The sequence below is a fragment of the Bradyrhizobium manausense genome, assembly GCF_001440035.1.
GTDB lineage: Bacteria > Pseudomonadota > Alphaproteobacteria > Rhizobiales > Xanthobacteraceae > Bradyrhizobium > Bradyrhizobium manausense.
The window spans coordinates 29,833-55,820 of the sequence record NZ_LJYG01000041.1 but is presented as its reverse complement, the minus strand read 5'-3'; the positions used below and the strand labels follow the sequence as shown (position 1 = coordinate 55,820).

Genomic DNA, 25,988 nt, shown 5'->3' with positions numbered 1-25,988 from the left:
TCGTGGAATCAGCTTGGCGTGAAGAAACGCCCTGAAAATACAGCAATATGGTTGCCGCACGGGGATGTGAGTGGTATCCCGCGCCCATGACGACCGTCCCCATTTCCAACATCCGCAATTTCTCCATCGTCGCCCATATCGACCATGGCAAATCGACGCTGGCCGACCGCCTGATCCAGATGACCGGCGGCCTCTCCGACCGCGAAATGGCGGGCAAGGAGCAGGTGCTCGATTCCATGGACATCGAGCGCGAGCGCGGCATCACCATCAAGGCGCAGACGGTGCGCCTCGCCTACCGCGCCAAGGACGGCAAGGATTACATCTTCAACCTGATGGACACGCCCGGCCATGTCGACTTCGCCTACGAGGTGTCGCGGTCGCTGGCGGCGTGCGAAGGTTCCCTGCTGGTGGTGGACGCCAGCCAGGGCGTCGAGGCGCAGACGCTCGCCAACGTCTACCAGGCGCTCGACAACAATCACGAGATCGTTCCGGTCCTGAACAAGGTCGACCTTCCCGCGGCCGAGCCCGAGAAGGTCAAGCAGCAGATCGAGGACGTCATCGGCATCGATGCGTCGGACGCGGTGATGATCTCGGCCAAGACCGGCCTCGGCATCCCCGATGTGCTCGAGGCCATCGTCACCCGCCTGCCGCCGCCGAAGGGCGATCGCGATGCGACGTTGAAGGCGCTGCTGGTCGACAGCTGGTACGACGTCTATCTCGGCGTCGTCGTTCTGGTGCGCATCGTCGACGGCACGATGAAGAAGGGCCAGCGCGTCCGCATGATGGGCACGGGCGCGGCCTACGACGTCGAGCGCGTCGGCTTCTTCACGCCGAAGATGCAGCAGGTCGACGAGCTCGGCCCCGGCGAGATCGGTTTCATCACCGCCGCGATCAAGGAAGTCGCGGACACCCGCGTCGGCGACACCATCACCGACGACCGCAAGCCTGTCACCGAGATGCTGCCGGGCTTCAAGCCGGCGATCCCCGTCGTGTTCTGCGGCCTGTTCCCTGTCGACGCCGACGACTTCGAGACGCTCCGCGCCGCGATGGGCAAGCTGCGGCTGAACGACGCCAGCTTCTCCTTCGAGATGGAGACTTCGGCCGCTCTCGGCTTCGGCTTCCGCTGCGGCTTCCTCGGTCTGCTCCACCTCGAGATCATCCAGGAGCGGCTGTCGCGCGAGTTCGACCTCAATCTGATCGCGACCGCGCCGAGCGTCATCTACAAGATGAAGCTGACCGACGGCACCGAGCTCGAGATCCACAATCCCGTCGACATGCCCGACGTCGTCAAGATCGAGGAGATCCAGGAGCCCTGGATCGAGGCGACGATCATGACCCCCGACGAATATCTCGGCAGCGTCCTCAAGCTGTGCCAGGATCGCCGCGGCGCGCAGAAGGAGCTGACCTATGTCGGCTCCCGCGCCATGGTGAAATACGATCTGCCGCTCAACGAGGTGGTGTTCGACTTCTACGACCGCCTCAAGTCGGTGTCGAAGGGCTACGCCTCGTTCGACTATCATCTCACCGATTACAAGCCGGCCGATCTCGTCAAGATGCAGATCCTGGTCAACGCCGAGCCGGTCGACGCGCTCTCGATGCTGGTGCACCGCACCCGCGCGGAGGGGCGCGGCCGCGCCATGGTCGAGAAGATGAAGGAGCTGATCCCGCCGCACATGTTCCAGATCCCGATCCAGGCGGCGATCGGCGGCAAGGTGATCGCGCGCGAGACCGTGCGCGCGCTGCGCAAGGACGTCACCGCGAAATGCTACGGCGGCGACATCACGCGCAAGCGCAAGCTTCTGGAGAAGCAGAAGGAAGGCAAGAAGAAGATGCGGCAGTTCGGCAAGGTCGACATCCCGCAGGAAGCTTTCATTGCCGCGCTGAAGGTGGATAGCTGAGGCGGGCCGGGATCCGGCCCCGGTTCTCCGAGCCGGACGAAGCAAATTTCGAAAACAACCCCATGCAAAGTAGCCGACGCGTTGGCGGCGCTGGGCAATTTCGATTTTTTCGAATTACACTTGCTCCGTCGGGCAAAACAGGCGTATGCTGGCATCATGGCCGTGGTGCAGCCGGCAGACGACGATGTCCCATCGAACCATCCCCGTCTTATTTACGCTCATCGGCCGAATACCCGCAAAGGACGTTGCGGACTCCACAGCCTACGAGGTTGCCGTCCCTGGCCGCGCGCCAAAATTCTACCTTTACGAGTGTTTCGTCCCCTGCCTATAGTGGCGCATTACACTTGGTGGCGGGGAGGATCATTGATGGCCCGCATCGCCCATATTTCCGACATCCATTTTGGCAGGTCCTTTGTCGTCGACGTCTGGAACCGGATCAAGGATGAGATCGCCGCATTCCATCCAAAGACAATCATAGCCTCGGGAGATTTCACCGACGACCCCGATCCGCTGCTGCTGCTCGCCGCCAAGAGCGAGCTTCAGGATTTGTGCAAGCGATGCGGCGAAGGCACCGAATTCTTCGTGGTGCCGGGAAACCACGATCTGCTTGACCTCGGCAATATCCTGCATCCCGGCAGTGCGAAATGGTTCGATCGCGTCATGTTCCGCGACACGACGGATCTTAGAAACAGACTCCAATCGGATCTGGGCTTTCCATTTGGCCTGAATGAGGAAACGCTGCGCTGGACGAAATTTCCGCGGTTTCGCCGGATGCGGCCAAGCAACTGGCTTTCGCTTGCGACGCGAACCGACAAATGCGATGGACGGCTGCAAAGCTGCGACTATCGGAGGGCCGGCAGAAGATGGCCGACCCGCAGCATCCATGACCGGACACTCATCACCTGCCTCGATTCCAACAATCCGTCGTTACGGCAGTTTGTCTTTGCGACCGGAACGATCGGACGAAACCAGATCGAGAGAATCAAGCCCTCGAACCTGCTTCCAGCCTGCCCGTGCTGCGCGAGGGCACCGGCAGAGACCGAAAATGGCGGAATCCTGCTCCGGGTTGCCGTCCTGCACCACCACCCGATGCCGATCGCAGTTCGCGACAAATCTCTCGATGATGCGGAGCAAGAGGCCAGGCTCGAGCCCTTCCTGATCCTCAAGAACAGCGGCGATCTCGTGCATGAGCTGCAGCGCTTGAAGTACGACCTTGTTCTGCACGGCCACAAGCACCGGCCACAATTCGCAAGAGTTGAGTTGGGCGCCGATCGTCCGGAGCGCTATCCGATTTTGGTGCTTGCCGGCGGCAGCACCGCGAAGCGCGATGAAGATCCATCAGACAACACACTCCGCGATATCGGGACAGAACCCAACGGTCGGTTGAGGGTACGGACATTCTGGCAGGGCAATTTGCAGGACGAGCGGAATTATCGCGAACCGATCGAGATACTCAAGCGGCGCGCCTTCGCACGAGCCCTGGATCGAACCGGCATCAAGGCGAAGCACCTGATCTCGGATGTCGTGATCGACGAGGTCGGTCATTTGCGCAGCCTCGACACGACGTCGCATTTGAGAGTGATGGACAAGGATCGGACCTTGACCGGCCTTGTCTCCAACGTCGATCTCGCTCCTCACGATACCCGTCTGGACGTTGAATTGGAGGAAGGGAGCGATCGGGCCGCCCTGTGCGTGCGTGACGATGCCGGCAACCTGTATCGTTTAAACGACCCCAGGTCCCCTGCGGATAGCTTCTACTGGTTGAACTTCCACGAGCCGCTGGCAGCCGGCCAACAGCCGTTCACCTTTGCGATCCGCGAGGCGGCCGCCAACAGCATGGCGATGAGCCAGTGGGAGATCGAGCAACGCTCGCACGGTCGGGGTGGCGCGGGAGATCCCGACTACGGTTACGAGGAGGTTGGATCACACATCAGCTATCCGATCGAGAAACTGACGATACGGGTGACGTTTCCTCCGAATTTCGAAGGCATCGCACCGAGGCCGCGCTGCCGGCGGCATCCGGCGATGCCGGACTTTCCTTTGCGTTACCTTCCCGAGCAACGTCCCCGACGCAATCAGCCCCGGCCTCAACTCATCTCCGACGACGATCTCGCAAAAGAGGAAATGCGAGAGCTGACCTACGACGCTCGAGATCGAGCATGGGAAGTGGAAATCGATCATCCGATCCCCGGGTGCTCCTATAGCCTACAATGGCGCGTGCCCGATCCGCGTGCACCACAGAAGGTTTGCGACCGCTCGACGGCTTACCGAAAAATGCTCGCGCGCCTTGTCGACCCAAGTTGCGACGACGACATCGTCGAGAAGTGCCGGGAACGTTTCGACCGGCTCGCAAGAAGCCTCATGAAGCGCTTTCATTTCGAGTACGACGACACGGAGAAGCAAACCGTCTTCCTGATGTTGTACGAACCCGCCGATCTCTGCCTGCGGCCCGCTTTGACGCAGGGCCCAATACCTGATGGAAATTACCAGGTGCCTCTCGGGGGCGGCGTGGCCGGAGCCGCCTTTCTGCAGAGGCAGATTATCGCCTGGAAGAACGATCCGAACAGCAAATCCCTGATCAGACCCGCCTCGTCGGGGGCGCTCAATTCGCATTGGGTGCTGGCACTGCCGGTCTTCCACCAGGGAGGTCGCAATGCGAAGGGCGACGAGCTCGACACCGAGCCGGGCGCCGTGCTCGCCGTCATTACGCTTGGATCGGACAGTGCGGCATCGAGAATTAGCGAATGCGCCCCCAACGACGATGACCCGAAGGGAGAAATCGCCAAAGAGATCGGGCAAGACGCTCAAATCCTGGCCCAACAATGCGTTTTCGACATGCTTCGGATCATCGGCAAGGTCGGAGATCAGGCCGACCCCGTAGTTCCCACGGTGCCGTGAAGCGGAAACTCCCTTGGACGGCCGGCCCGGCCGATCTTGGATTCTTAACCATTTTCGAGTAGGATCAATTGATAGACGGAGACCGCCATGCGAATTGCGGACAATGTGATCGTGCATGACCCCGAGACGAGCCTCGGCAAGATCAATGCCGATCGGCTGCGTGCCCATGGTTGGCCCGAAGAAGTGGTCCAGCAGCAGCAGCAGCGCGAACAATCGTCGCAAGTCTCGCCGGTACCGGCTTCCGTTTCGACTCCGGATTAGCACCCTGCCGGATCTTGCCCCGGGCCTCGGATCCGGATCACCAAGCCAAACAGACCCCCTCACCCGATCGCAAAATCCGCCGCCGTCTCGGCGTGAAGCGCCGTAGTGACGAATGTCACGACGGACGTATCGGCTGCGTCCGCCCGCGTCGTCATCTCGATGCAGAAATGCTCGCCCGCTTCTGCTACCTTAAGTAGATATATTGCCCTTGGTTTTCCCGGCACCGATGTAGTGTCATCCGCCCCATCCGAATAAGCCGACCTGTCGGAACAGCAATATGCCAACCGCTCACCTGATCCACGGATACATCGGTGCCGGGAAAACCACCTTCGCGCGGAGGCTGGAGCGAAAGTTGCCCGCCATCCGCTTCAGTCACGGCGAATGGATGGCGCGTCTCTATGGCGACGATCCTCCCGTTGATCAGTTTCAGGAATTCCACGACCGTGTCTCCAAGTTGATTGAGACGCACTGGACAAGATGCGTGGAGCTTGGGCTCGACGTGGTGCTCGATCTCGGCTTCTGGTCGCGAACCCAGCGGAGTCAGACCAGGGCGACCGCCGTGGCCTTGGGGGCCAGCGCGCGGCTCTATCGTTTAGAGTGTCCGGACGACGAAGCCTGGCGACGTGTCGAGCGGCTCAACCTCTATCTCGACGGCAGCCTGCATATCGTCCGACACACCTTCGACGCTCTCAAGAGCCGGTTTGAACCACTCGGAGACGATGAGGAGCGAATTGAAGTTGAACTCTAAGGCGCGATGAGATTCGGTTGAATTGTCATCGCGCTTCAGGTCGGGAGCGGCTCTAACGGCGTCTGATGGGACTCCAGAAGTGGCGGACATTTCACTTGAACGAGTGGCTGATCAATTGCCGACCGGCTTCGCCGAGCTGGAGGCGGACGCAATAGCGGATGGCCATCAGCACAAGACCCGGCTGGCCGCGGAGCTAACAGAAACTCCTGCCATTTTTCATGCAATCTACGCCTGCTATCTCGACAACAGACTCGCCGGGATCGGGGCAATGACCGACGAACCTGCCCTGGCGGGACAACCGAAATGGCGAATGCGACGCTTCTACGGGCATCGTGAGTTCAGGCGCCGCACGATTGCCCAAGCCATTGCCAGCGCGCTGTTGCAAAACGCCTCTGGCAGCGTTTCGACCGTGACCGTCCATGCCGGCAATCAGACCGCGGCGCGGTTCTGGGAAGCGATCGGATTTCGCCGCGTTGCCGGTCTGGCCTGGTCTCACGAGAGAACAATGCCGGACGCAACGAACGCTCGGCGAACATGACCGCCCTTTCGTCGCAGGGATCAGCCGTCCAGCAGCGCCGCCATCCGATCACGGTCGATGATGTTCGGGTCCGGCGGGAGCGAATAGCCGTCCATCGAAGCCAGTTTTGCGGCGATCGGCGGTCTGGCCATGACCTCCTGAGGCAGCGCAACACACAGCGCGATTTCGATCATGCCACGGAGCACGTCGGCGTCTTCGGATGAGGCAAGGAGAAGCTTTGCCATGATCGGGTTGGGTGGCGGCATCGGCAGGCCCGCCTCCAGCGCGTTCATCTCGGCGATCCGCGCGCGGTCCGCAGCGATCTGGTTTCGATAAAACGGACCGACCCGGCGCTCGGTCTCGGCGTCGTATTCCAGACAGAACGCTAAGGGATCGTCGACGTGACGACGAGCGACGTCGCGGAGCACCTGTGCGTGCAGAAGACCGACGCTCAGGCCGCGTCCGGCGGACGGGTTGGTACACGCCCAGGCATCGCCGACCGCGGCGAATCCCGTGATCACCGGCTGGCCATCGACGACAAACCGCCGGTAACGATCGATGATTCCTGCCATCAGAAGGACTGATGTGATCGGCTCTCCGTCGAGCCAATGGGCTTGCCGCGAGCATGCCGAAACCACACGATGGAACGTGGCCGTATCGCGCAAGGCCCGCATCGCCTTGTTCCTTGACGAGGTATACAAGGTGACCGACCAGGTGTCGTTGTCCCCGTCCAGGGTCAGGATCGAGAACAAGCCCATCGGCGTGAGCGCGCGTCCCATCCTGCGCGGGCGCCGAGGCCCGGAGAAATATCGGGTAAAATAGGCGAAGTTGCTGTCTTCGGCTTCCTCGATCGGAGCGCGGCCTCCCGCGCCGAGAATCCATTCGCAGGCCGGGCTTCGCCGCCCCATGGCGTCTATGACGAGATCAGCGCGAATCTCCTCGCCCGACGTCGTGCGGACCCCGGTCACGTGCGGCACAGCAGGGACAGCCGCTGCGCCCGTGATCAATTCGCGAAGCTTGACGCCGCGGCGGACAGTCACGTTGGGTGCGGCTTGCGCCATGGCGGCGACGGCCCATTCAACGGTCGGCCTCCGCCCCGTGACGAAACGCAACGCCTCGTCACCGGGACGCGGTGCTTTGTCTGTCAGGGTCGGGGGAAGCGAGCGGCTGTCGAGATAGTCCACCCAAACGCAGCCGGCGCCAAGCAAATCATCCGTCAAGCCAGGCAGTTCCTGATCGCTGATCATCCGAAACCGCGCGCTGAGGTTGTGAGGTTGCCTGAATTGGGCAACTCCCGGGCGCTCCCACGAGTCCCATCCAATCGCGGACGCCGTGGGCCGATCTGCCGGATCAGCCTCCAGGACTGTGACGCGGTGGCCGTCGCGACCAAGCATCGCCGCTGCGCACAATCCGATCACGCCCCCGCCGCAGATGACGACTTTGCTCATCCGTTCCTCCCTGGAGTTCGTCGGACGGCGAAGTCGAGGAATCGCCATCGTCGAAGACGAACAGCAACGAGACCCGCTCACACGGACACGGGTCACCCAAGAGATAGGTCGATGTGGCGACGGGGAGGTTCAAAGCCCCCTGAGCTTGCCTAATGAGTTCCATTGGTCGGCGATGGCTCGTGCGCGACGTTCGGCCTCGCCAGCCGTATCCGATCTGCTTCCGAGAGATCCGTCTCCCCGGTGTTGATACGACAGCCAACAGGCCGCTTCCGCGGCCGAGCACAGGCCAGGGCAAGGCCCATTGCAGGGGCCGGTATGCACGCATCGTTAACAGGTGCGCCATCACGATCAGATCCCGCGATCTTCATCGGGATCGACGCATGCATACGCTCGCCATGGCCGTTGCATACGGCCTCTACCTCGTCATCGTGATCGGAGCGATAGGGCTCGCGATCATTGCCGTGTTCTGGCTCCCCGATCGCCTGCTTGGATTTCGGAGAGTCGAGGGGATCGTGGTGGTGCCCCTGGCGACGATCGCGATCTGGCTGCTCTTGTCCTATGGAGCGGTGCCACTGCCCGGCATCCTGATCATCAGTCCGCACAAGCTTCTGGCAGGCCTGGCACTGACCTGCGGATTGATCTGGTGCTTTGTCGAGGACAATTGGCTGTGATGTTCGAGAACTCGCGAGATCAGTTGAGCGCTACGCGCTGATGCCGCCGCCATCGCGCCTATCGGTGACGCGGAAGGCGCACCGGCTGAGACGGCTGCTGCACATAAGGGTTCGTCAAGCACATGGCGGAAAGGCCGGCACCCGCCGCCCTGCACTCGTCCCACGAACTATACTGGCATGAAATATAGGTGGCGCCGCCCCATTCCCATGTCTGCAGGCACACCGGATAATTGCCGTTGAATCGTTGAGCCGAGGCCGGCGTGGACGCAGACATTGCGATCCAGGCGAGGAGAGGGAGAACCGCACGCATCATGTGACTCCGGGGATTTTCGAATCCGGCTTGCAGCAGGGGACTGCCGAGCGCTTGCCGGACTTACTGTGATCTATGCATCCGACGCGGAGGCGGAGGCGGCGCCGGCTGCCTGAACCTCACCCGCGGGTTGATATCGCAATAGAGGTTCCAGCGTCCGGATGCCGAGGCCAGGCACTGCTCTCGCGTCTCATACATGCAGTCGCCGGAATAGCCGAGTTCTCCGCCCATGACGCACCAGGGATAATCGCGGTCAGCGCGCGCTGCGGAAGAAAGCCCCACCAGCATGACAACAACCAGAATGGCGATTCGCATGAGATCCTCCATCTTGTCAGCCGAACCGCGCCGCAAAATGCTGGACCCTGGCAACGTCGCCGGTCGGCTGAGCATGGCTTACGAATTGTTCCCCGAAAGGGCAAGCACCAATCCTGCAGCGCACGACATCGTGCCTCATCCGTCACGAGGGATCACCATCGGTTTAGGAACGTCCTCACGCGGCTTCGGTTGACCGACACAACCTCAAACGGAGTTGAACGATGCGAAAGACAATCTTCTCGCTGACCATGTGCGCGCTGCTTGCCGGAGCGTCGATCGGTTTCGCCCACGCGCAGGCAGGCGGCAGCGGCGCTGGCGGAGCGGGTGGCGGAGCAGGTGCTGGCGCTGGTGCCGGAACAGGCGGTGCCGGTGTGGGGACCGGAGCAGCCGGCTCCGCGGCGGGGACCGGATCGAGCGGCGGCACAACCGGCATGGGCGGCAGCGCTGGCACCGGAAACACGGGTGCGAGCGGATCCGTGGGCGGCAGCAATGGCGGTCAGGGAGGAGGTCCCCAGGCCCTTCGTCCAGGCAGAGCCAAAGATCCGACCCGTCGCTGACGCTATCGCCCTGTCACCTGATACGGAAAGAGGCTGCTGAGCCCCGCTCGGCAGCCTCTGTTTTGTTAACCCGGCGCCTTACGACGCCTTCTGCTTCGCCTCGACATATCGTGCAAAGTTGTCGAGGATCGCCTGCCAGCCGGCTTGCTGCTGCTCGACCGAATGGGTGGTTTCGCCATCGAAGGTGACGCGGACGACAACGCCTTCGGGGCCCGGTACGAAATCGACCTCGGCCTTGCGATCGCCGAAGGCATATTCGATCCGCTTGTGCTCGAGGATCTTCGTGTAGGTGCCGGCGAAGTCAAAACCCATGCTGCCGTCCTTGGCCTCCATGCGGGACGAGAACAGGCCGCCTTCGCGCAAATCGACCGTCGCCCTGGTCGTATGCCAATCGTCCGACGCGGCGTTCCACTTCACGATGTCGGCAGGCGTCGTGTAGGCACGCCAGACCTGATCGATGGGGGCGGCGACGCTGGTTTCGACGGTGATTCTCATGGGTTATTGCTCCAGTTCGATATTTGACGGCGCGAGGTGACGACATCGCGGCCCCTGTGCGGGATTGGTTGACAGCACTTCCGCGGCGTGTCCACCCAAGGACGGTCGAGACCCGCCCATGCCGACATGGTCGCGCCGTCAATGCGATAAAAAATGGAAAGCTGCCGCCGGGGACGACCGGCCTGCTTGCGGCCGGCGCGTCAGCAGACCTTCTGAAAGCGCGCGCGCCAGCGCGACGCCTTGACTGGCGGCAGCACGTAGCTCTTGCCCTCGGCCGAAACCGTCAGCGGCTGGCCGGACCTTAAGAGATCCAGGAATTGAGTTTCCAGCTCGCCCCATTTGTCCTCGCCGAGGTCGGGATGGCCGAGGTCCGCCTGGTTGAACCACGATGTATCAGGCGGGAAGTTTTCGGGGGCGGCGTAGGTGAAGCCGGCAAAATCCATCTGCGTCTTGCCGTTGCCGATCGTGATCGTGGCCTCGGTGTGATCCTGCTTCGGTGCCTGCCCCGGATAGACCGCATCGAGCTCGTAATGCGTCCCGCAGCCGAAGCGAAACACTGTCTTGTGGTTGATGTCGTTAAAGCTGAGCCATGGCCGGTCGTAGCGGTCCATCTCGAGCGTCCATGCGCCGCGCAGGATGTCCTTCGACGGACCGCCGGCGGCCGTTGCGGCAGACAATCCGAGCCACGACAGGGCGAGGACAAGTCCGAGCAGTCTTGCAAGCATCGGCACGGCAACCTCTCAACGCGATCCGCGATGATCCTCACAGCAAAGGCGCTTCGCGCGGGCCTGTTCAGATCGCCCCTGTCTTGCCGCGAATGGCCGTCGACCGCTTGATGACTTGCTGCGCGTCGGCGTAGCGGCCCTCATCCTTGTAGAGATCGGCCAAATTCTCCAGCACGTCGGCAATGTCAGGATGGTTGGGGCCGAGCGTCTTCTCCATGGTGGCGACCGATTGCTTGTACAGCCGCTCGGCGTCGGCCAGACGACCCTGGCGCCCGTAGAGTGCGGCCAGATTGTTCTGCGCCTGCGCGATATCGGGGTGATCGGGCCCATACGCCTTCTCCGTTACCGCCATCGCGCGCTTGAGCAGCCGCTCGGCCTCGGCATAGCGATGCCGGTGGATATAGGCGTCGGCGAGATTGCTCATCAGCACCGTGGCTTCGGGATCGTCCGGACCGTGCGCCTTCTCGAGCACGGCGAGCCCGCGCTTGAACAGCGGCACGGCCTGGTCGTAGCGGTGCTGATTGCTGTAGACGGCGGCGAGGTTGCTCAACGCCAGCACGATGGAGGGATCGTTGGGACCGCGCGCCTTCTCGCCGATCGCGAGCGACCGCTTCAGCAGCGGCTCCGCATCGGCGTAGCGCTCTTCCACGCGGTAGAGCTCGCCGAGATTGTTCAGCACCATCGCGACCTCTGGATCGTCATGGCCGAGCGTCTTCTCCCGGATCGCCAGCGAGCGCTTGTACAGGAGCTCGGCGACCGGATATTGACCGAGATTGTAATGAATGGTGCCGAGGTCATTCAGCGGCATCGCGACGTGGGCATCGTCGGCGCCGAATTCCTTCTCGCGCAGGGCCAGCGCCTGCTGGGCGAGCGGCAGCGCCTCGGTGTATTTGCCGGCCCGATAAAGCTCTTTCATCTGCCGGGTGAGCATGCCGGCCTCATCCTCGCTCGCATGAGACGGCGTGGCCAGCGACAAGCTCAGCGCGAGCGCGGTCATCGCAACACAGATCGATGCTTTCAGGGCCTTCATCGCACGTTCCTTGCCGCTGATGTCAGGGACTTCAGTGGCTTTGGTGCGCCTGGAGGCCGGGCAGGTTCAATGTGGGCGGGATCAAGTGAAGAAGTTGCGCAGCTTTTCGATCACCAGCTCCGGCGCCTCCTCGGGCAGATAGTGTCCGCAAGGCAGGCTTTCGCCGCTGATATCCACGGCCTTTTCGCGCCAGGTCTGGCGCACGTCGTAGGTCGATCCGACGACGCCCTTTTCGCCCCACAGCGCGAGCAACGGGCACGCGATCCGCTTGTCTGCATCGGCCGCATCGTGGACCAAATCGATGCCGGCGGCGGCGCGGTAATCCTCGCAGACGGCGTGCAGCGTCTCGGCCGTATAGCAGCGGCGGTATTCCGCGAGGGCGAGCGGATCGATCGCGCCCGGCGTCTTGTTCTGCTTGTTGATGTGCGCCTGCAGATAGAAGTCGAGATTGTTGCCGATCAGGGTTTCCGGCAGCGGCGCCGGCTGGCTCAGGAAGAACCACCACATGTAGCGCATGGCGAACTCCTTGTTCGCCCTGGCGTACATCGTCGCGGTCGGCGCGATGTCGAGCACGGCGGCCCTGATCACGGCGGCGGGATGATCCAGCAGCAGGCGGTGCAGGACACGTCCGCCGCGGTCGTGACCGGCGGCAAAGAAGCGCTCGAAGCCGAGCGCGCGCATCACCTCGACCTGGTCGCGCGCCATCTCGCGCTTGGAATAGGCGATGCTGTCCTTGCCGCCGTGGGGCTTGCTGGAATCGCCGTACCCCCTGATATCGGTGAGCACGACCGTGAAACGCTCGGCGAGTTTTGGCGCGACCTTGTGCCAGCACACCAGTGTTTGCGGATGGCCGTGCAGCAGCAACAGCGGCGCGCCCTCGCCCTTCACGAAGGTGTTGATCTCCGCGCCCGACGTCCTGATGCGGCTGCGGCGAAAGCCCGGCAGCAGTTTTTCGATCTGATCGGTGGCCACTTCTGTCTTCTCCTCGGCGAAGGCGGGCAGATCTAGCATCGTCGAACCGATCGCGCCTGTGGTCGTCGCCGCGAGCGACACCAGGCGGCGACGGGTCAGCCCAGCATCGGACAAATGTTCTGCCTGCCTATTGTCGGACATGTTGCGTTCCCCCGGACGGAATTCGGCTCTTTCCGCGAAGGTGCCGGCCCACCTGACGAAAATCCAATGTCAGGTCGAAATATGATTATGCACGCCTTGCATAAGCGACCCGGCCGAGCGCCGTACAGCGCGAGGGGATGATGGCGGTCAGGCGAAGTCGGCGATAACATACTGTCGCGGACATTGGACACAGATCGATGGCATTCTGGATCGCGAGCGCAGCCGGATTGGTGATCGCCTATGCCGCGGCTCGGGCACAGCCGCCCCATGAGGCCGGGATAGCCCGCCTTCAAGCGCTACGCCACCAGCGCGTCCCCGCCGTCGATGCCGCGCTGCGCCGCGAGCAGGCTGATGATCTCGACGTTCGGCCGGGCCTTGCTGAACAGAAAACCCTGGCCCTCGTCGCAACCCTCGGCGCGGAGGCAGCTCAGCTCGGCCTCGGTCTCGACGCCTTCGGCGGTGATGGTGACACCAAGGCCTTTGCCGAGACTGACGATGGAGCGGATGATCGCCTGTGCCTCGCGATTGGCACCGAGATCGCGCACGAAGGACTGGTCGATCTTGATCTTGTCGAACGGGAAGCTGCGCAAATAGCTGAGGCTGGAATAGCCGGTGCCGAAATCGTCCATCGAGATGCGCACGCCGAGCGCACGCAGCGCATGCAGCGTCGCCAGCACCTGCGCGCTCTTCTCCAGCAGCAGTGTCTCGGTGATCTCGAGCTCGAGCCGGCGCGGCGGCAGGCCGGAATGCTTCAGCGCGTCCGTCACCACCGACAGCAGATTGCCGCTGCGAAACTGCAACGGCGACAAATTGACGGCGACGCGGACGTCGTCCGGCCAGGTTGCGGCATCGAGGCAGGCGCGCCGCAGCATCAGGCCGCCGAGCGGATTGATCAGCCCCGTCTCTTCGGCAACCGGAATGAACTCGGCCGGCGAGACCATGCCGCGCTCGGCATGCGGCCAGCGCACCAAAGCCTCGAAGCCGGTGATGCGGCCGCTCGATAGGTCGATCAGCGGCTGATAATAGGGGCGCAGCACGTCGTTCTGGATGGCATCGCGCAACTCGACCTCGATCTTGCGGCGGCTCTGCGCCCTGGCATCGAGCGCGGCCTCGAAGAAGGCGAAGCTGCCGCGCGCATCCTGCTTGGCGCGCGACAGCGCCATGCCGGCGCTCTTGAGCAGCTTTTCGGACTCCTCGCCGTCGCCGGGCGCCATCGCGATGCCGATGGAGGCGCCGATCACCACGGAATGGCCGTCGAGCAGATAGGGATCGGCGATGGCCTCGAGCAGCCGCTTGGCAAGGCCCACCGCGTCCTCGGGCCGCGCCAGGCCGCTCTGCACGATCGCGAACTCGTCGGAATTGAGCCGTGCCAGCGCGTCTTCCTCGCGCAAGGTCGAGCGCAGCCGCTTGGCGACGCCGCGCAACAGCTTGTCGCCGATCGCGTGCCCCAGCGTGTCGTTGACCGCCTTGAAATTGTCGAGCCCGAGCATCAGCACCGCGACCTTCTCGGAGCTGCGGCGGGTGTGCAGCAGCATCTCGTCCATGATCTGGCGCAGCCGATTGCGGTTCGGCAGTCCGGTCAGGGCGTCATGCTGGGCCATGAAGGCAAGCCGCGCCTCGGCGCGCTTGCGCTCGGTGATGTCCATCAGCGCCAGCAGCACCGCGGGCCGGTCGGCATAGGTCAATTCGCGGGAATAGATCGCAAGGTCGATCAGCGCACCGTCGGCCTTGACGTGCTTCCAGATGCGCGCGGCCTGCTCGTCGCTGGAGCGGTCGGTGGTCCAGGGCGGCTCGCTGTCGAAGGCCTGCAGCGAGCGGATCTTCAGCCGCTCGAACTCGGCGCGGCTGTAGCCGTAATGCGCGATCGCGGCGTCATTGACGCCGAGGATGCGCTCGTCGTCCAACGCGCAGACGATCATGGGGACGGGGTTGCCGTCGAACAGCAGGCGGAACGAGGCCTCGCGCTGCTTCAATTCGGTGATGTCGACGCGCAGGCCGACCACGCCGCCGTCATCGGTGCGGCGTTCCTCGATCAGGATGACGCGGCCGTCGGACAACGTCTGCTCATGACGCTTGCCGGGCTCGTAGAGCTTCTTCAGCCGCGCGGCGATCCACTCCTCCTCGTGGCCGGCCGCTTCCGGATAGTCGCCGCGGGCGACGCCGACGCGCAGCGTGTCCTCCAGACGCGCGCCTTCCTGGAACAGATCGGCGGTCTTGCTGTAGATCTCGGCGTACTGCTTGTTCCAGAGAACGTAGCGGCCTTCGGGATCGAGGATCACGATGCCTTGCGGCAGGAGATCGACGGCTTGGCGCAGCCGGTCGTGCGACCTGCGGGCGTCCGCGATGGCGGCTTCAGCTTCCGCGCGGCTCTGCATGAGCAGATCGCGTTCGATCAGCGGACTAGTCGCGCGCGCAAAGCGCGGCTTGCGCTGACGTCGTCCCGCACGCACGCCCTGCTTTCGCTTTTTTGCTTTTTTGGACCCCAAACTCAACTTCACACGCCTTAACCGCGCCCAGCGGCCGCAACTCTTGCTCCAAGTGTCTGAAAGAAAAGTAATCCCGGCCAGCGGCGGCACCGACAAGCCGGCCGAGCCTCGGACCATTTGCCCGTTTGCGAGGCGCGAGAAACCTCGCCAGGCGCGTCGAACCTGCTTCCGCGTCGCGATCGGCGAGAGAGAAGGCGCAAAAACGCGCAGTCTCCATGAATCAATTCCGGAACAGACGCCGCTTGCATGCAGGCGACACGCGCATCTCGTTCCGCGCACGAATTTTGGTCAATGCAGGATAGAGTTATCGCCCCGTTAAGAATGACCGGCATGCGGATGATCGGCGGAAAATTAAATGTCGTGCTGGGCGCATCGCCGCGCGCGGCATCGGCTCCGCGATGGGCTATAAGAGTGTCAAGATGAGTCGCCGCCGCATCATTCCTCTCCTGCTTGCGATGACGCTCGTCGTCATGAAAGTCCTGGCCGCTGGCGGCGCGCTGGCCCAGGACAAGGGCAGCGTGAACCCGAAGCCGCTGCCGCCGCTCGCCAATCCCAATGATCCCAAGATCGGCGCCAAGGAGCTGTTCGCGCGAAAACTGGTGCCCTCGAAAGGGCCGGCGCACGTGATCGGCTCCTATGTGAAGGGCTGCATCGGCGGTGCCGAGCAGATGCCGCTCAACGGCGACACCTGGCAGGTCATGCGGCTGTCGCGCAATCGCAACTACGGCCACCCCGACATGATCGCGCTGATCAAGCGCCTTTCGGCCAAGGCGCACAAGGACGCGGGCTGGCCGGGCATCCTGGTCGGCGATATCGGCCAGCCGCGCGGCGGGCCGGCGCTGTCAGGCCATGCCAGCCATCAGATCGGGCTGGACGCCGACATCTGGCTGACGCCGATGCCGGACCACCGGCTCTCGCGCGAGGAGCGCGAGGAGATGTCGGCGGTGATGATGGTGCGCGAGGATCGCCTCGACATCGATCCCAAAGTCTTCACATCAGGCCATGTGCTGGTGCTGCGCGATGCGGCGCAGGAGCCGGCGGTGCAGCGCATCTTCGTCAATCCCGCGATCAAGAAGGCGCTGTGTCGTGAGGCCAAGGGCGACCGCTCCTGGCTGTCGAAGATCCGGCCGTGGTGGGGCCATGACTATCACTTCCACATCCGCATGCGCTGCCCGGCCGGCGCCAGCGACTGCAAGGGCCAGCCGTCGCAATCCGAGGACGAGGGCTGCAAGCCCTCCGATCTCGCCTATTGGTTCAGCGAGGGCGTGCTGCATCCCAAGCCGCCGCCTGAGCCGCCGAAACCAAAGCCGCCGATGACCTTGGCGCAGATGCCGGCGGCCTGCAAAGCCGTGCTGCGGGCGCCGGACGCGAAGCCGTAGGGGCGCGGCTGCTCGTAGCCCGGATGGAGCGAAGCGCAATCCGGGAAAGCCAATCACTCTGCGCGAGGGACCCGGATTACGCTGGCGCTCCATCCGGGCTACGAGCTGCGCTTGTTCGGGATGACGATGAGTTGGTTGGTACGCACTCCCCAAATACACTAATATCCGCCCTGCCCCACGGCCGTAAGCCTGCGGCATTTCGGGATGCGCATCCCGCCTCCGACAAAACCTGACCGCACGCCGCGCTAACGCGTGGCCAACGATGAGAATTGACATGCGCGTCCTCGCCCTTCTTGCCGTGCTCTCGATCAGCGCGACCTCTGCCTTTGCCGCGGAGGAGCCCAGCGGCTGCGACAAGTTCAAATGGCCGATCGAGCGCGACCGTGCCGCGCTGACTGCACCTGACCGTGCCAAGCTGGCCTCGGGGGCCGAGCAGGCTGCGGTGCCCTCCTCGGCGATCACGCTGGGGCTGGTCGCACCTAACGAAGCAAAGCTGCCGTCGCCGCCCGAGCGCGCGCCGAAGGACGGCACCTTTGCCGGCTTCATCAGCATCAAGGCGGCCAAGGCCGGTCTCTACACGATCAGTCTGTCCTCCGGCGTCTGGGTCGATCTGGTCCAGGAGGGGCATGTCCTGAAACCCGTGGCCTTCAGCGGCGCGACCGATTGTGACGGCATCCGCAAGGCCATGAAATACGAACTCTCGGACAAGCCCTTCGTGCTCCAGATCAGCGGCGCCAAGGACAATTCCCTGTCCATTTCCATCCTGCCAGCGCAATAAGCGGGACCTTTGACCTCCGGCCTTAGCCTGCTATCTTCGCATCCGCGATATCCCCGCCGGCCGTAAGCCGTCGCGGGGGGACGTGGAACAGCGCTTCCGCCGTCGCGATCCAACCACCCACCGCCAGATTTGCGCGTGCGTTTGCGCGCGCGGGCTCGCACGGAGCGCCATCGATGTATCGTATCGCCGGACTTTTCATTGCCTTCGTCATGCTCGCTGGCCTCGCGCCTGCCAGCGCCGAGGACAAGACCATCACGGTTTTCGCCGCAGCCTCGATGAAGAACGCGCTCGACGAGGTCGATGCCGCCTACACCGCCAAGACAGGCATCAAATTCAGCGTCAGCTATGCTGCGAGCTCGGTGCTGGCAAAACAGATCGAGCAGGGCGCGCCGGCCGACGTGTTCGTCTCCGCTGATACCGACTGGATGGACTACGCGGTCTCTAAGAAGACCATCGACGCGCCTTCCAGAGTCAACCTGCTCGGCAACAGCATCGTGCTGATCGCACCAAAGGATGCCAGGATCGACAACGTCACGATCGCGCAAGGTTTTGATCTCGCAAAACTCGCCGGCGACGGCAGGATCGCGACCGGCGACGTCAAGTCCGTGCCAGCAGGCAAATACGCCAAGGCCGCACTGGAGAAGCTGGGCGCCTGGCAGGCTGCCGAACCGAAATTCGCGATGGCCGAGAGCGTGCGCGCCGCGCTGACGCTGGTGGCCCGCGGCGAGGCCAATCTCGGCATCGTCTATTCCACCGACGCCAAGGTCGAGCCCGGCGTGAAGATCGTCGGCACCTTCCCGGCGGATTCGCATCCCGCGATCATCTATCCGGTCGCGGCAACCACCACCGCCAAGCCCGAGACCAACGACTATCTCGCCTTCCTGCGGACCAATGCGGCCAAGACCATTCTGGAAAAATACGGCTTTAAGTTCCTGATCAGCCCGACGACCTGATTTCAAGCACTTGATGCTCGACATCTCCCCCGCTGAATGGACGGCGATCCTGCTCTCGCTCAGGGTCGCCATCATCGCGACGCTGGTGGCAACGCCATTCGGCATTGCGCTGGCGTGGCTGCTCGCCCGCCGCGATTTCTGGGGCAAGTCCGTGCTCGATGCGGTCGTGCATCTGCCTCTGGTGCTGCCGCCTGTCGTCACCGGCTATTTGCTGCTGCTCACCTTCGGCCGCCGCGGCCTCGTCGGCAGCTTCCTCGCCGATCATCTCGGCATTGTCTTCGCGTTCCGCTGGACCGGAGCTGCGCTCGCCTGCGGCGTGATGTCGTTCCCGCTGCTGGTGCGGCCGATGCGGCTGTCGATCGAGGCGATCGACCGCAAGCTCGAGCAGGCCGCCGAGACGCTGGGCGCCGCGCCGTTCAAGGTATTCTTCACGGTGACGCTGCCCTTGGCGCTGCCCGGCGTGCTCGCCGGCATGGTGCTGGGCTTTGCCAAGGCGATCGGCGAGTTCGGCGCCACCATCACCTTCGTCTCCAACATTCCCGGCGAAACCCAGACGATCTCGTCGGCGATCTATTCGCTGATCCAGACGCCCGATGGCGACGCGGCTGCAGGCAGGCTCGTCATCGTCTCGATCGTGCTCGCGCTCGGCGCGCTCATATCAGCCGAATGGTTCGCCCGCCGCGCCACCGCGCGCCTGCACGGGAATTGACCATGCTGCGCGTCGACGTCGAAAAACAGCTGGGCGAATTTTCGCTGCACGCGACCTTCGCCAGCGAGGGCCGCGTCACCGGCCTGTTCGGCGCGTCCGGCGCCGGCAAGACCTCGCTGATCAACATGATCGCGGGGCTGCTGCGGCCCGACCGCGGCACCATCGTCATCGACGGCGAGACGGTCGACGACACCGCATCAGGCATTCATGTGCCGACCTGGCGCCGTCGCATCGGCTACGTCTTTCAGGATGCACGGCTGTTTCCGCATCTCAACGTCGCGCAAAATCTCGACTATGGAAGGCGGATGAACCGTCTTGCGGCCGATCCGGCACAGCGCACGCGCGTCGTCGAGCTGCTCGACCTCGGCGCGCTGCTTGATCGGCGTCCCGGAAAGCTGTCGGGGGGCGAGCGCCAGCGCGTCGCGCTCGGCCGCGCGCTGTTGTCCAAGCCGCGTTTGCTGCTGCTCGACGAGCCGCTCGGCGCGCTCGACGAGGCCCGCAAGCTCGAGATTCTGCCCTATCTGGTGCGGCTGCGGGACGAAGCCAATGTCCCCATGGTCTATGTCAGCCATGACGTCGCCGAGCTGCGCCAGCTCGCGACGCAGATCGTGATGCTGAGACAGGGCCGCGTGACCTCGTTCGGCGGCGTGAAGGTGCTGACATGATCCTGTAGCCACTTTCGTAGGGTGGGCAAAGGCGCCCTTGCGCCGTGCCCACCACCTCTCTCGATCACGCAAAATGCGTGGGCACGCTTCGCTTTGCCCACCCTACGGCAGGGTCACACCCCCGCCACCGACGACCAAATCTCCGCGAGCCTCTTCCGCAGCGCTTGCCGCCGCGTCAGCGGTACCGGCGTCTCGTCGTCTTCCGGTAGGCGCAGGCCGACGACATTGACGCGGCCACCGGAAATGCTGCGTGCGACGAGCACGATGGTATCAAGCGCGAGCTCGGCGCCCTCCTTCGGCGCGCGGTCGAGATGGACGTCGAAATAATCGGCGAGCGTGAGCTTGCCCTCGTCCTCGGTCACCTTGACGCCGTAGATCTCGGCGAGCTCGGCAAGCGTGTGCTCGCCCGACACCATGAAGTCGCCGAGCAGATGCGGATCGGGCGCCGTGCTCGGCTGCATGTCGACGAAGAAGCGATCGAGCGCCTCGGCCTTCTCCGGCGGCGCCAGCAGGTAGATGTAGTCGCCGGGCGCGACCGGATCGGCCTCCACGGGAGTCAGGATGTGCTCGTTGCGGATCACCAGCGTCGGCTTCGACCAGGACGGGATCAGGCCGCGGCGGAAGTAAAGGCTTTTGGGCCGCACCGGATAGCCGACGAGCTGCTGCTCGAGCTGGCCGGGCAGATCCAGCTCGATGCGGCGCGGCCCGCGCTCGGTGCGCGGCAGTGCCACGTGCAGTTTTCGCGCGGCCGGTGCCAAGGTCCAGCCTTGCAGCAGCAGCGAAATGATCACCACGACGAAGGCGACGTCGAAATAGAGATAGGCTTTTGACAGGCCGACCAGCATCGGGATCGACGCCAGGAAGATCGCGACCGCGCCGCGCAGGCCGGTCCAGGCGATGAAGATCTTTTCGCGCCAGTTGAAGCGGAATGGCGCCAGGCACACGAACACCGCGATCGGCCGCGCCACCAGCATCAGCACCAGCGCGACGGCGATCGCCGGCAGCACGCTGGAGCCCAGCCGGCTCGGCGAGACCAGCAGGCCCAGCAGCACGAACATCACGATCTGCGCCAGCCAGGTCGCGGCATCCAGAAACGCCACCACCGAATTATGCGCGCGCGTCGGCCGATTGCCGATGATGATGCCGGCGAGATAGACGGCAAGGAAGCCCGAGGCGTGCATGATCTGCGAGCCGCCGAAGATCACGAGCGCGGCGGTGGTCACGAACGGCGCGTGCAGGCCCTGCGGCAGCGCGACCTTGTTGAGCCCGATGACGACGAGGCGCCCGCCGATCACGCCGACGACGGCGCCGAGCAACGCCTCCTGGACGAACTCCATCACCACATGGCCCGGCGTGCTCGAGCCCAGCGAGATGTATTCGACCAGCATCAGGGTCAGGAAGATCGCGAAGGGATCGTTGGTGCCGGATTCCGCTTCCAGCGTCGCACCGACGCGCGGGCGCAGCCGCAGGCCCTGGGTGTGCACCAGGAGGAACACCGCGGCCGCGTCGGTGGAGGCCACCACCGCCCCGACCAGCAGCGACTCCGTCCAGTTGAGGTCGAGCGCGAATTTCGCGAACGGCGCCGTGATCAGCGCGGTCAGCAGCACGCCGACGGTGGCGAGCACCACGGAGGGCGCGAGCACGGTGCGGATGCTGGCAAAGCGCGTCTTCAGACCGCCGTCGAACAGGATCAGCGCCAGCGCCACCGAGCCGACCAGATAGGTGGTGCCGACATCGTTGAACTGGAGCTGGCCGGGGCCTGCATCGCCCGCCAGCATGCCGATCGCGAGAAAGACCAGCAGCAGCGGCGCGCCGAAGCGCAGCGCCAGCAGGCTCGACAGGATGCCGGCCATGACGAGGACGGCGCCGAGCAGAATGGCGATGCTGAAAGAGTCGAGGGAAGCCATCCACCTTCCGGGTACAAATCGCTGGAATTGCATCCTTATCGTCGCCACACTCCTGCGCCAACCCATTTTCGCCCGCTCGCGGCAATCTGCCCTTATTTTGCGGCCTTAACGCGCTTCACATGCCGGTGTATCGATGGTCCGGCCGCTGCGCCGCCTTCGAATCAAATCCTTCCGCCTGCTTCCCGACGAGACCGCCTGATGGACATGGACCTCAAAGACCTCATGGAGTTCGTGCAGACGACTGCGCGCAGCGTCGGAGCGGAGATCTCTTCGCCCTGGTTCTACCTGCAGTTCGGTCTGATCCTGACGGCGGCCGGCATCGCCTATGCGGCGGATACCGGCGTTCACAACCGCGTCGACATGAGCTCGGTGGCGATGCGCTGGCCGCTGCCGCTCCGGCACTTCGCCCGTGTGATGATCGCGAGCGCCTCGACGGCGGCGTTCACCCTGCTGGTGATCATCTTCCGTGTGGTGATGTATCACGCGACCTGGCCGAGCCGCAGCTATCTCCTGATGGTCGCCGCCAAGCTCGGGCTCGCCTGGCTGGTGATCCGGCTGCTGACCTCGGTGCTGCGCAATGCCTTCTTCGTCAAGCTGGTGTCGGTTGCGGCCTGGTTCGTCGCGGCGCTGTCCATCCTCGGCCAGCTCGAGGCCACGGTCGACCTGCTCGATTCCTACGCCATCGTGCTCGGCGGTCTCAGGCTGACACCGCTGCTGCTGCTCAAGGCCGGCGCACTGCTGATCCTCGCGCTCTGGCTCACCAACATCGCCAGCAATTTCGCCGAGAGCAAGATCAACTCGACGACCGATCTGACGCCGTCGGTCCAGGTGCTGCTGATCAAGATCATCCGCATCGGGCTGCTTGCGGTCGCGATCGTGATCGCGCTCGGCACCGTCGGCATCGACCTCTCGGCGCTTGCGGTGTTCTCCGGCGCGGTCGGCGTCGGTATCGGTATCGGCCTGCAGAAGATCGTCGCCAACTTCATCTCCGGCATCATCCTGCTCGCCGACAAATCGGTGAAGCCTGGCGACCTCGTCACCATCGGCGACAATACCGGGCGCATCAGCGCGATGAAGACGCGCTATATTTCCGTGGCCGCCGGGGACGGCCGCGAATTCCTGGTCCCGAACGAGGATCTGGTGACGCAGAAGGTCGTCAACTGGACCTACACCGACAAGAACACGCTGGTGAAGATCACCTTCGGCACCAATTACGACGCCGATCCGAAGCTGGTCTGCAAGCTGGCGATCGAGACCGCCTCGGCCCATCCGCGCGCACAAAAGGGCAAGCCGCCGAACTGCCTGCTGACCGAGTTCGCGGAGGCCGGCATGAAGTTCTCGCTGACGCTCTGGCTCGCGGATCCCGACGGCATGGATGCCGTCAAGAGCGACGTGATGCTGGCGCTGTGGGACGCCTTCAAGCGCGAGGGCATCCGGGTTCCCTACCCCGTCCGCGAAATCCGCGTCCGCGGCGGGGCGCTGCCGGTGGAAACCACCGTAGAAGTCCCGAATTGAGACCGCTTTCGGCCGCATGGCCGGCGGAATTCTCGTTTTGGCGCGTTTTCTTCACGCGAACCGGTCCCCACTTCGCTCGAAAACGCTCTGGCCAAGCTTGCACGAAATCCCGCAATCATTAAATTAGGGCCTCAAATCAAGCCCTTCCGCCATATTCCAGAAGATAGCGCCCGCATGAGCTACGTCGAAGCCACCGATACCTCGCTGCGCAAGACCGGACAGATCAAGCTGCATGGGCCGAACGCCTTTGCCGGCATGCGCAAGGCGGGGGCTCTGGTGGCGAAGTGCCTCGACGAGCTCACCGACATCGTCGGCCCGGGCGTGGCGACCGATCGCATCGACGAATTCGTCCGCGAGTTCGCCTTCAGCCATGGCGCCTATCCGGCGACGCTGATGTATCGCGGCTATCGCTACTCGACCTGCACCTCGCTCAACCACGTGGTCTGCCACGGCATGCCCGGCGACCGTCCGCTGAAGGAAGGCGACATCGTCAATATCGACGTCACCTTCATCGTCGACGGCTGGTATGGCGATTCCAGCCGGATGTATGCGGTCGGCCCGATCGCGCGCAAGGCCGAGCGGCTGATCGAGGTGACCTATGAGGCGATGATGCGCGGCATCGCCGCGGTGAAGCCCGGCGCCACCACCGGCGACATCGGCCACGCCATCCAGAGTTTTGTCGAGCCGCAGGGCATGAGCGTGGTGCGCGATTTCTGCGGCCACGGTTTGGGCCGCATGTTCCACGACGAGCCGAACATCATCCATATCGGCCGTCCGGGCGAGGGCGTGCAGCTCAAGCCCGGCATGTTCTTCACCATCGAGCCGATGATCAATCTCGGCAAGCCGCATGTGAAGATCCTGTCCGACGGCTGGACCGCTGTGACCCGCGATCGCTCGCTGTCGGCGCAGTTCGAGCACTCAGTCGGCGTCACCGCCACCGGCGTCGAGATCTTCACGCTGTCGGAGCGGCACGGCGAGAAGCAGATCGGCTGATCTGCTTGCACCTCAACTCATCGGTCCAGCGTGATCAGCTCGGCGCCCTCGATCGCGTAAGTCGCGAACAGAAAATCCCTGATGTTGACGATGTTGCCGTTCTCCCAGTCGAGCAGAACGAAGTAGCGCGGCGGACCTGACGGATCCTGCGGGTCGAACATGATGATCGCGGGGCGGCGGTCGACGAAGCCCGGGACGCAATGCCAGGGGCTGGTCTCGGCATAGCGGTGGAAATACTCGCTGACATCGCGGCGGCCGGCCCGGCGCGTCCGGTTGACCATCTCAAGCCGCACGTCGTCGGCCAGCATGTCGCGCAGGGACTCGAAATCGCGCGCGTTGAAGCGCTCGACATAATGCATCAGGCGGGCGCGCTCCCCGGCCTCCAGTTCAGGAGGGCTGACGTCGTCGGGCTCCGCCGCGAGCTCGCGCAGGCGAACGCGGCCGCGTTGCAGCGCGCCCTTGGTCGCCGCGACGCTGCCGCACATGATGTTGCAGACCTCATCGACGGAATAGCCGAGCACGTCGCGCAGGATCACCGCGCTGCGCTGCGTCACCGGCAGGCGCATGAAGGTCCCGAGGCTCGCGGTGACGCTCTCGCGCTCGGTCACGGGGCTGGTCAAAGCGGGGATCATGTCCAGATCGTCATCGGCGTGAGCAGCGTTGGTGCGGGCGCGCCGGCGCAGGAAATCCAGCGCCGCGTTATGGGCGATGCGGAACAGCCAGCCCTCCGGATTGTCCAGCGGCTCGGTCCGCGGTGCGGCCTCGAAGGCTTTGAGCAACGCGTCCTGAACCACGTCCTCGCCGTCGATGACCGAGCCTGTCATGCGCGCGCAGTAGCGATGCAGAAGCGGCCGCATCTCCACGGCAAGGCGTTCGAGGGCCTGAAGGGCGGTCTGCCGGACCGCCCCCGTGCCATTGCCGGTCACATCGTCCGCCAAGCCTGACCTCCCGTCATCCGAATCCGTGATACGTCAATCGAGATCGCAGCGCCACACACGGGTCAGGCATGATTGACCTCGACGACTTCGCACAGGATGGTCTCGGCCTTGGCGATCGCGGCCAGGCGCTGGATGTAAGGCGCAAATTTCGGATCCTTGCGGAAATTCTCGATGTCCTGGGCGTTCCGCCATTGCGAGTAGTTGACGGCGCGGCCGCCCTCCTTGCCGGCGTGGACGCTGGACGAGATGAATCCGGGCTGCTTGCTGAAGAAGTTCTCGGTGCCCTCTTTCAGGAGCTCGACCAGCTTTTGCTGGTTACCAGGCTCGACCGTGAAGACGTTGACGAGGGTGGTGATGTCGCTGCCGGTGCGGATGGTGGCTTCCATGTTCGAACTCCTGGTCTGGCTGTGGGACGGGACGATCTGGGCGGCGAGCAGGGCGCCGGCCCCGAGCCCGGTGGCAACGATGGCGCGTCGCGACGGCGCGGGTTTGTTCTCTGGCATCGATGTTCTCCTTCCAAGACTGTGCTGGCCGCTCGGTGGGTTCACATCGCTGAGACGAACGGGGACGTGAAAAGGAAACGGTCGGCGCGAACTTTTTTTGCTCAATCCGCCCTCCGGCGCGGTGTTGGTGAACACGACGACGGTCAGCCTTCGCGACGGGATCGACGAAAAAGCTC

23 protein-coding genes and 1 pseudogene are annotated in these 25,988 nt (G+C 63.9%); 13 read left to right on the top strand and 11 right to left on the bottom strand.

Translation table 11 applies throughout. From position 1 onward, the window contains the following. Positions 1-86: 86 nt before the first annotated feature. The 5 genes and pseudogenes from lepA to AOQ71_RS08620 all read left to right on the top strand — a co-directional run bounded on the left by lepA (position 87) and on the right by AOQ71_RS08620 (position 6,343). Complete coding sequence (gene lepA / locus AOQ71_RS08635; RefSeq protein WP_057744496.1) at positions 87-1,898, top strand: translation elongation factor 4; 1,812 nt, start codon at positions 87-89, stop codon at positions 1,896-1,898. A 366-nt stretch (positions 1,899-2,264) separates the two neighbouring features. After that, entirely contained in the window at positions 2,265-4,796 is a 2,532-nt protein-coding gene (locus AOQ71_RS08630) for a metallophosphoesterase family protein (RefSeq protein WP_057744492.1), read from the top strand. A gap of 87 nt (positions 4,797-4,883) precedes the next feature. Next, entirely contained in the window at positions 4,884-5,057 is a 174-nt protein-coding gene (locus tag AOQ71_RS44920; RefSeq protein WP_157083436.1) for a hypothetical protein, read from the top strand. 265 nt (positions 5,058-5,322) lie between these two features. After that, positions 5,323-5,805: pseudogene (locus AOQ71_RS08625) on the top strand (P-loop nucleotide/nucleoside kinase family protein); the annotation flags it as partial. A 79-nt stretch (positions 5,806-5,884) separates the two neighbouring features. Further along, on the top strand, positions 5,885-6,343 hold the full coding sequence (locus tag AOQ71_RS08620) for a GNAT family N-acetyltransferase (protein ID WP_245316807.1): 459 nt from the start codon (positions 5,885-5,887) through the stop codon (positions 6,341-6,343). A gap of 20 nt (positions 6,344-6,363) precedes the next feature. On the opposite strand, the gene AOQ71_RS08615 is transcribed toward AOQ71_RS08620, so the two are convergent. Further along, the gene (locus tag AOQ71_RS08615; protein WP_162268337.1) at positions 6,364-7,770 is read right to left on the bottom strand and encodes an FAD-dependent oxidoreductase; all 1,407 of its coding nucleotides are present in this window, start codon (positions 7,768-7,770) and stop codon (positions 6,364-6,366) included. A 380-nt stretch (positions 7,771-8,150) separates the two neighbouring features. Here AOQ71_RS08615 and AOQ71_RS08610 point away from each other — a divergent pair, with 380 nt between their 5' ends. Continuing rightward, positions 8,151-8,441: a hypothetical protein gene (locus AOQ71_RS08610; protein ID WP_057744482.1), complete on the top strand. Its 291-nt coding sequence runs from the start codon at positions 8,151-8,153 to the stop codon at positions 8,439-8,441. 58 nt (positions 8,442-8,499) lie between these two features. On the opposite strand, the gene AOQ71_RS42900 is transcribed toward AOQ71_RS08610, so the two are convergent. From AOQ71_RS42900 to AOQ71_RS08580, 7 genes are all read right to left on the bottom strand, one after another. Beyond that, positions 8,500-8,751 carry a DUF3551 domain-containing protein gene (locus AOQ71_RS42900; protein ID WP_083514062.1) on the bottom strand — a complete coding sequence of 84 codons (252 nt, stop codon included), beginning with the start codon at positions 8,749-8,751 and terminating at the stop codon, positions 8,500-8,502. Between the two features lie 63 nt (positions 8,752-8,814). Beyond that, on the bottom strand, positions 8,815-9,066 hold the full coding sequence (locus AOQ71_RS08605) for a DUF3551 domain-containing protein (protein ID WP_063958215.1): 252 nt from the start codon (positions 9,064-9,066) through the stop codon (positions 8,815-8,817). Positions 9,067-9,701: 635 nt separating this feature from the next. Further along, positions 9,702-10,118 carry an SRPBCC family protein gene (locus AOQ71_RS08600; RefSeq protein ID WP_057744479.1) on the bottom strand — a complete coding sequence of 139 codons (417 nt, stop codon included), beginning with the start codon at positions 10,116-10,118 and terminating at the stop codon, positions 9,702-9,704. A 200-nt stretch (positions 10,119-10,318) separates the two neighbouring features. Continuing rightward, positions 10,319-10,843 carry a hypothetical protein gene (locus tag AOQ71_RS08595; RefSeq protein ID WP_057744475.1) on the bottom strand — a complete coding sequence of 175 codons (525 nt, stop codon included), beginning with the start codon at positions 10,841-10,843 and terminating at the stop codon, positions 10,319-10,321. 67 nt (positions 10,844-10,910) lie between these two features. Beyond that, positions 10,911-11,873: a tetratricopeptide repeat protein gene (locus AOQ71_RS08590; protein WP_057744472.1), complete on the bottom strand. Its 963-nt coding sequence runs from the start codon at positions 11,871-11,873 to the stop codon at positions 10,911-10,913. An 81-nt stretch (positions 11,874-11,954) separates the two neighbouring features. Continuing rightward, positions 11,955-12,986, bottom strand: a complete 1,032-nt coding sequence (locus AOQ71_RS08585) for an alpha/beta fold hydrolase (RefSeq protein WP_347336688.1) — start codon at positions 12,984-12,986, stop codon at positions 11,955-11,957. 296 nt (positions 12,987-13,282) lie between these two features. After that, the gene (locus tag AOQ71_RS08580; protein WP_245316809.1) at positions 13,283-15,361 is read right to left on the bottom strand and encodes a putative bifunctional diguanylate cyclase/phosphodiesterase; all 2,079 of its coding nucleotides are present in this window, start codon (positions 15,359-15,361) and stop codon (positions 13,283-13,285) included. Between the two features lie 530 nt (positions 15,362-15,891). On the opposite strand from AOQ71_RS08580, the gene mepA reads away from it, so the two are divergent. The 5 genes from mepA to modC all read left to right on the top strand — a co-directional run bounded on the left by mepA (position 15,892) and on the right by modC (position 19,956). Then, entirely contained in the window at positions 15,892-16,851 is a 960-nt protein-coding gene (mepA, locus tag AOQ71_RS08575) for a penicillin-insensitive murein endopeptidase (RefSeq protein WP_057744560.1), read from the top strand. Between the two features lie 274 nt (positions 16,852-17,125). Then, a complete protein-coding gene (locus AOQ71_RS08570; protein WP_057744466.1) occupies positions 17,126-17,629 on the top strand; it encodes a hypothetical protein in 504 nt (167 codons plus the stop codon). Positions 17,630-17,802: 173 nt separating this feature from the next. Then, positions 17,803-18,582, top strand: a complete 780-nt coding sequence (gene modA, locus AOQ71_RS08565) for a molybdate ABC transporter substrate-binding protein (RefSeq protein ID WP_057744462.1) — start codon at positions 17,803-17,805, stop codon at positions 18,580-18,582. Positions 18,583-18,595: 13 nt separating this feature from the next. Further along, a complete protein-coding gene (modB, locus tag AOQ71_RS08560) occupies positions 18,596-19,291 on the top strand; it encodes a molybdate ABC transporter permease subunit (RefSeq protein ID WP_057744459.1) in 696 nt (231 codons plus the stop codon). Positions 19,292-19,293: 2 nt separating this feature from the next. After that, positions 19,294-19,956: a molybdenum ABC transporter ATP-binding protein gene (modC, locus tag AOQ71_RS08555; protein ID WP_057744456.1), complete on the top strand. Its 663-nt coding sequence runs from the start codon at positions 19,294-19,296 to the stop codon at positions 19,954-19,956. 113 nt (positions 19,957-20,069) lie between these two features. Here the strand turns inward: modC and AOQ71_RS08550 are convergent, their stop codons facing one another. Continuing rightward, positions 20,070-21,863: a potassium/proton antiporter gene (locus tag AOQ71_RS08550; protein WP_057744453.1), complete on the bottom strand. Its 1,794-nt coding sequence runs from the start codon at positions 21,861-21,863 to the stop codon at positions 20,070-20,072. Between the two features lie 198 nt (positions 21,864-22,061). Between AOQ71_RS08550 and AOQ71_RS08545 the strand changes: the two genes are divergently transcribed. Next, positions 22,062-23,378, top strand: a complete 1,317-nt coding sequence (locus AOQ71_RS08545) for a mechanosensitive ion channel family protein (RefSeq protein WP_057744450.1) — start codon at positions 22,062-22,064, stop codon at positions 23,376-23,378. A gap of 174 nt (positions 23,379-23,552) precedes the next feature. Next, positions 23,553-24,371, top strand: a complete 819-nt coding sequence (gene map / locus AOQ71_RS08540; RefSeq protein ID WP_057744446.1) for a type I methionyl aminopeptidase — start codon at positions 23,553-23,555, stop codon at positions 24,369-24,371. Positions 24,372-24,388: 17 nt separating this feature from the next. On the opposite strand, the gene AOQ71_RS08535 is transcribed toward map, so the two are convergent. Both AOQ71_RS08535 and AOQ71_RS45890 read right to left on the bottom strand, forming a co-directional pair. After that, positions 24,389-25,309, bottom strand: a complete 921-nt coding sequence (locus AOQ71_RS08535; RefSeq protein ID WP_283809585.1) for a sigma-70 family RNA polymerase sigma factor — start codon at positions 25,307-25,309, stop codon at positions 24,389-24,391. A gap of 62 nt (positions 25,310-25,371) precedes the next feature. Then, positions 25,372-25,812 (bottom strand): antibiotic biosynthesis monooxygenase family protein, encoded by a 441-nt coding sequence (locus AOQ71_RS45890; protein ID WP_057744442.1) that lies wholly within the window; start codon positions 25,810-25,812, stop codon positions 25,372-25,374. Positions 25,813-25,988 lie beyond the last annotated feature (176 nt).

What these genes read in the sequence shown, in the direction of transcription:
- lepA (WP_057744496.1), top strand. Translation starts at nt 87, where the DNA reads ATGACGACCGTCCCCATTTCCAACATCCGCAATTTCTCCATCGTCGCC.
- AOQ71_RS08630 (WP_057744492.1), top strand. Translation starts at nt 2,265, where the DNA reads ATGGCCCGCATCGCCCATATTTCCGACATCCATTTTGGCAGGTCCTTT.
- AOQ71_RS44920 (WP_157083436.1), top strand. Translation starts at nt 4,884, where the DNA reads ATGCGAATTGCGGACAATGTGATCGTGCATGACCCCGAGACGAGCCTC.
- AOQ71_RS08615 (WP_162268337.1), bottom strand. Translation starts at nt 7,770, where the DNA reads ATGAGCAAAGTCGTCATCTGCGGCGGGGGCGTGATCGGATTGTGCGCA.
- AOQ71_RS08610 (WP_057744482.1), top strand. Translation starts at nt 8,151, where the DNA reads ATGCATACGCTCGCCATGGCCGTTGCATACGGCCTCTACCTCGTCATC.
- AOQ71_RS42900 (WP_083514062.1), bottom strand. Translation starts at nt 8,751, where the DNA reads ATGCGTGCGGTTCTCCCTCTCCTCGCCTGGATCGCAATGTCTGCGTCC.
- AOQ71_RS08605 (WP_063958215.1), bottom strand. Translation starts at nt 9,066, where the DNA reads ATGCGAATCGCCATTCTGGTTGTTGTCATGCTGGTGGGGCTTTCTTCC.
- AOQ71_RS08600 (WP_057744479.1), bottom strand. Translation starts at nt 10,118, where the DNA reads ATGAGAATCACCGTCGAAACCAGCGTCGCCGCCCCCATCGATCAGGTC.
- AOQ71_RS08595 (WP_057744475.1), bottom strand. Translation starts at nt 10,843, where the DNA reads ATGCTTGCAAGACTGCTCGGACTTGTCCTCGCCCTGTCGTGGCTCGGA.
- AOQ71_RS08590 (WP_057744472.1), bottom strand. Translation starts at nt 11,873, where the DNA reads ATGAAGGCCCTGAAAGCATCGATCTGTGTTGCGATGACCGCGCTCGCG.
- AOQ71_RS08585 (WP_347336688.1), bottom strand. Translation starts at nt 12,986, where the DNA reads ATGTCCGACAATAGGCAGGCAGAACATTTGTCCGATGCTGGGCTGACC.
- AOQ71_RS08580 (WP_245316809.1), bottom strand. Translation starts at nt 15,361, where the DNA reads ATGCAGAGCCGCGCGGAAGCTGAAGCCGCCATCGCGGACGCCCGCAGG.
- mepA (WP_057744560.1), top strand. Translation starts at nt 15,892, where the DNA reads ATGAGTCGCCGCCGCATCATTCCTCTCCTGCTTGCGATGACGCTCGTC.
- AOQ71_RS08570 (WP_057744466.1), top strand. Translation starts at nt 17,126, where the DNA reads ATGCGCGTCCTCGCCCTTCTTGCCGTGCTCTCGATCAGCGCGACCTCT.
- modA (WP_057744462.1), top strand. Translation starts at nt 17,803, where the DNA reads ATGTATCGTATCGCCGGACTTTTCATTGCCTTCGTCATGCTCGCTGGC.
- modB (WP_057744459.1), top strand. Translation starts at nt 18,596, where the DNA reads ATGCTCGACATCTCCCCCGCTGAATGGACGGCGATCCTGCTCTCGCTC.
- modC (WP_057744456.1), top strand. Translation starts at nt 19,294, where the DNA reads ATGCTGCGCGTCGACGTCGAAAAACAGCTGGGCGAATTTTCGCTGCAC.
- AOQ71_RS08550 (WP_057744453.1), bottom strand. Translation starts at nt 21,863, where the DNA reads ATGGCTTCCCTCGACTCTTTCAGCATCGCCATTCTGCTCGGCGCCGTC.
- AOQ71_RS08545 (WP_057744450.1), top strand. Translation starts at nt 22,062, where the DNA reads ATGGACATGGACCTCAAAGACCTCATGGAGTTCGTGCAGACGACTGCG.
- map (WP_057744446.1), top strand. Translation starts at nt 23,553, where the DNA reads ATGAGCTACGTCGAAGCCACCGATACCTCGCTGCGCAAGACCGGACAG.
- AOQ71_RS45890 (WP_057744442.1), bottom strand. Translation starts at nt 25,812, where the DNA reads ATGCCAGAGAACAAACCCGCGCCGTCGCGACGCGCCATCGTTGCCACC.